Source organism: Pseudomonas sp. Sample_23, assembly GCF_004307595.1.
In the GTDB taxonomy this organism is placed as follows: domain Bacteria; phylum Pseudomonadota; class Gammaproteobacteria; order Pseudomonadales; family Pseudomonadaceae; genus Aquipseudomonas; species Aquipseudomonas atacamensis.
Window position 1 is genome coordinate 1 of the sequence record NZ_RCNX01000097.1, and the last position, 4342, is coordinate 4342.

Consider the following 4342-nt stretch of genomic DNA (forward strand, 5'->3'; position numbering starts at 1 on the left):
TCGGGGAGATGTTGATTGGCGGCGCGTGAAGGAGATTCACGAGTCGTTTAAATACGAGAACTCGGGCGTCGGGCCAGCGGCGCAAATTGCCATCGCCATCATGATGTCTTTTGTGATGGGGCCGGCAGGACTGGGCTTGGTCGGCGGTGGCTTCGGCGGCGCATTCGCCACAACTCTCGCTACGACGGGCGTGACAAGCACGATCAGCAATAAAGGGAACCTCGGCGCTGCATTCAAGGAAACATTCAGCGCCGACAGTCTCAAGAACGCAGCTATCGCTGGCTTCACCGCAGGCATGCTTGATTATGCCGATGCCAATTGGTTTACAGCGGGGGGCAGCAAAGCCGCAAGTATTCTGACCAGCAGTAATTTTACCGACGTAGCGATCCGAACTGCGGGTCGCGCGTTCATTTCCAGTGGCATCTCTACCACCATTGGTGGCGGAAGTTTTGCTGACAACTTTGGTTCCGCGTTGCTGGGAGAAGCGGGCAGTGTCGCGATGGCGACCGGGTTCAATTTCGTTGGCGATCAAACGATCAAGTTCCCGGAAGGTGGCGTAGTAAAAGTTGTCGCGCATGCGCTGATGGGCGGTTTGATTTCCGAAGTAACTGGCGGGGATTTTGCTACCGGTGCGGCGGCTGCTGGGCTGAATGAAGCTGCGATGAATACGCTGGTGAAGTTCGCCGCTGGCAATGATCAGCTGCAGGTGATGTTGTCCCAACTCACGGGTGTTCTTGCAGCGGCCCTCGTTGATGGCAATTCACAGTTGGGAGCCAGCATCGCCGGGAGTGCCACGACTTATAACTATCTCTACCACCGTGAGGTGAAAGAGATGCTCGCTGAGATGGACAGCAAGACCACGGATAAGGAAAAGCTTGCTGTCAGGGATAAATATGAAGCGCTTGACAAGCAAAGAGAGTTAGAGCTGGACGAGTTTTGTAAAGGGGCACCTGATACCTGCCGTCAAATCTCCCACGATTTGGCCGACGATGACGAAAAGTTCTCGAAGCTGATAGCGACGCTACGAAGTGAAGGCAAAAGTGGAGAAGCCTATTGGGTAGGAGTTGTTCAGGGAGGGAATCTAAACTCCACTGGGTCAATGGCCTCCATCGTGAATTTACAGGAAGGTGGTTTCTTTGCAAAATTGGGTGCTGTCGCGATCCAGATGGGGGGTGGAATTTTTCCGGGTAGGGCAACCGGGAAAGGTACGACTGCCACAAAGGAAGCCGACGTAAAGGGTACGGGTGGTGTAAAAGGAAACGAAGCGTCCAAAGCACCGGTTCAAGAACTTGAGGTTGACTCCTATAAGAATCTCAAGTCAAGAGAAGTAGTTGCTGACGGGTTAGAGCACGACCACATCCCTTCCTTTGCTGCATTGCGTACGGCAAAAGAAGCTGAATTAGGTCGTCCCCTTACAGAGGTGGAGGCCAAATCGCTTTACCAAAACGCAACAGCCGTGGAGGTTCCTCGCGATGTCCACATTGCGGGTCCCACGTATGGGGGTAAAAATACCCGTGCACAGGTTCAACAGGACGCCATTGATCTGTGCGGCGCGGTGTGCCGTGATACAGACGCATTGCGAGAAAATTTACGCAATCGAGGTTATGATTCAAAAATTGTCGATGAGACAATTAAAAAAATAGTGGAAAGAAATCGAGAGATTGGGGTTATCAAATAATGAATACTTGGTCTGACTTTATTCACGCTCTCGGTCAAGATGAGAATGGATCAGTCATCACGGGTCTATGGCAACGTTTTGAAGAAAAGCCCGTCATTTCAGAGACTCCTGATGCCTATAATGATCCAGGCGGGAAAACAAAATATTACAAGTTTATAAAGTCTGGGATAGAGCTTGGGTTTCGTGCGGGACAATTAAATCACATTCATTTTTTTGTGCAGGAGGATGAAGGCTATTCACCGTATAACGAATATGTGCTTGATCGGGCTGCCCATGCTTGGACTGCCAAAAATGTCACTCAGGTATTGGGTACGGCAGACGCAGGAGCATCTGCTAAAGTTGATATGTTGATTGGTAAAGTCCGGCAGTGGTGCAAATATCAGTTTTCAACATACGATCTACGTATGGAGTTTTCAGAGGATGGTAAGTTGTGGAAGGTAACCCTGATTGCTAAGGGTTAAGTGAAGGAAAATTACGTTGAAACGGTATTGGAAGAGTGTGGATGAATGGGGGCAGGCCACGTTGAAAAAGTACTCCAAAACGTGGTCTGTCCGCATTTTCCCCCGACCATTCAGCAGCCTAGCCGAGTAATTCAAAGTGTCGACAAACGGGGCAACCCTCAGCCCGGAGCCATTTATGAGTTTGAGGTTCCCGCTTCAGGTGGCGGTACGCGGACAGTGAGAATTCGTGACGACACAGCGGGACATGATTGCGGGGAAGGTGATCCGCAAAATCGCGGGGCGCATTTTAACGACGAAGCGGGAAATTATTATCATTACTAAAATCAAAATTTTGGGAGAAAATGACGTATCTGATTCGAATCAGACAATCAATCTGAATGAGGGTAACGGAAAATGCAGATTAAAGTTGTCTGCAGCTAGTTTTATTGCGTCGAAGCCTCATGAGTCATTGGAAACAATATTCGACTTCATACATGAACGCGTTGTCGAAAATATGCCGGGATATGCAGCCTGGTTGCTTTTGGGTAACTCGGCTTGGCAGCCAGGCTCGAGAATCGTCAAATATTTAGGGCTATGGGGTGGGTTCAAATCACGGGGAATTGAAGTTCCCCAAGGAAGTCATTCGATAGTGCATACCATGGAGCGCGATGGGAGGCTAAAGTTTTTTGGAGGTATTCGCCTATCGGATCTTTCAGATGGGACAATTCTGCAGGCGTTCTTGGCTGAGAGATGTTCTTATGTAGCCATTGTGCCAATAGATTTGGATATGGAAGAAGCCTTACTCATTGGCTGGTCTGGAAAGATTTCGGAAGATCTGATGCTCTTCGAATATGTGGCGGAGGGGAACGGACTGTTAATGGCAAAGATTGGTGAATTTGATGATCTTGATAGAGGAGTTGTCGCTGTCGGAAAACGACAAGTGCTGGATGATCTTTTATCAAACTTTGATAATTCGTAAAACCGAATTTCGCTATTTTTTCTCCTTCTGAGCTCCGCGCAGGTCGCCACGCTGATTGTCGATATCGTCTGAGAGATAAATGGGTGCAGACCACGTTGAATGCAAAAGCTGGGTACTCTTGGGGGGGGAAGGGAACAGACCACGTATAGAAGGCACTCGAAAACATCGTCTGTCCCCGTTTCCTCAATACTCAACAGAGAAATAAATTCGGAAGCGAAATTTCGAACAAGGGTAAATAGGGACAGGCCACGTTTACAACGCACTCCAAAACGTGGTCTGTCCCCGTTTCCCCACGTATGGAAAACTACCAAGTGCAGCCGATCTTGAGTCGGTTGGCGTCAGGGTTATCCAGGATGGAGGTCTAGATGCTCGATTCTCGGGGCACACGTTCCTACGCACAGACGGTAGTAAGATTACTGATCTCCATAGTATGAAAACCATCGTTCTAGAGAAAATAAAATGATAGTTTCAGCGATGTTTGATTCCCTCGTCACATTTGACTGCGTATATGGAGGCTTTGGGCTCGAAAATGGAGTAGTTCGCCTTTATGTCGAAAGAGGCCTAGCCTTGAAAAAAACGAAGTTGGTAACAGCGGCGGATGGCGCTCGGATCGTACAGTGTGATGAAGATGAGTGTCCTAAGGGCGAAAGTATTTTTCCTGTTCATTACATTTACGATCCCGCTAGAGATGTGGAGTATGTTGAATGGAGTCTTGTAAATGGTTTGTTACACGCTCGAAGCGAGGGTGGTGAATGGGTCAGATACGAGAGCGAGAGTGAAGGTTTGCACGCAATGCATGAATATGTGGGTGACTGCTGGCTGGTCTTTTCTGGTGTGAGTGTGTTGAGAAAAGTTATCTATGAATATTCTCTCGATCGAAAGAGTTCCTCAGGTAATGAGTTTGTCGAGGAGTTTATTAGTGGGCCTAAAGTCGATAAGTCTGCAAGTGAGTATTTTCTTGAGGGTGAAATAAACGTTTTGCCTGGGCCAGGATGGATGTCTTTGAAAATTGATGCAGATTCGTTTCATATCGAGATTCCCGACGATTGAAAGAAAAGCGGATAAATGGGGACCGGATAAATGGGGAAAGACCACCTTTCGAGAGACAAACGGGGACAGGCCACCTTCAAATTCGCGTCGAGCGTAAAAGCGGCGGTGACCTGCAGCTCGATGCCGTCGCAACATCTATTTGTCCTCGGCCGGAGATGAACACAACGTCGAAACCCATAGCAAGGACGGCAAGAA

At 48.6% G+C, this 4342-nt stretch carries 4 protein-coding genes; all 4 read left to right on the forward strand.

Going from position 1 to position 4342, the window contains the following annotated elements; all coding sequences use genetic code 11:
- Positions 1-1678 (forward strand): DUF637 domain-containing protein (locus tag D8U82_RS25885; protein ID WP_206663339.1); only part of this gene is annotated, 1678 nt, incomplete at its 5' end.
- Positions 1678-2139, forward strand: coding sequence for a hypothetical protein (locus D8U82_RS25890; RefSeq protein WP_016775045.1), 462 nt, complete (start codon positions 1678-1680; stop codon positions 2137-2139). The genes D8U82_RS25885 and D8U82_RS25890, both read left to right, overlap by 1 nt.
- A gap of 226 nt (positions 2140-2365) precedes the next feature.
- Complete coding sequence (locus D8U82_RS25900; RefSeq protein ID WP_177434167.1) at positions 2366-3097, forward strand: hypothetical protein; 732 nt, start codon at positions 2366-2368, stop codon at positions 3095-3097.
- A 567-nt stretch (positions 3098-3664) separates the two neighbouring features.
- On the forward strand, positions 3665-4147 hold the full coding sequence (locus D8U82_RS25910) for a hypothetical protein (RefSeq protein ID WP_241668082.1): 483 nt from the start codon (positions 3665-3667) through the stop codon (positions 4145-4147).
- Positions 4148-4342 lie beyond the last annotated feature (195 nt).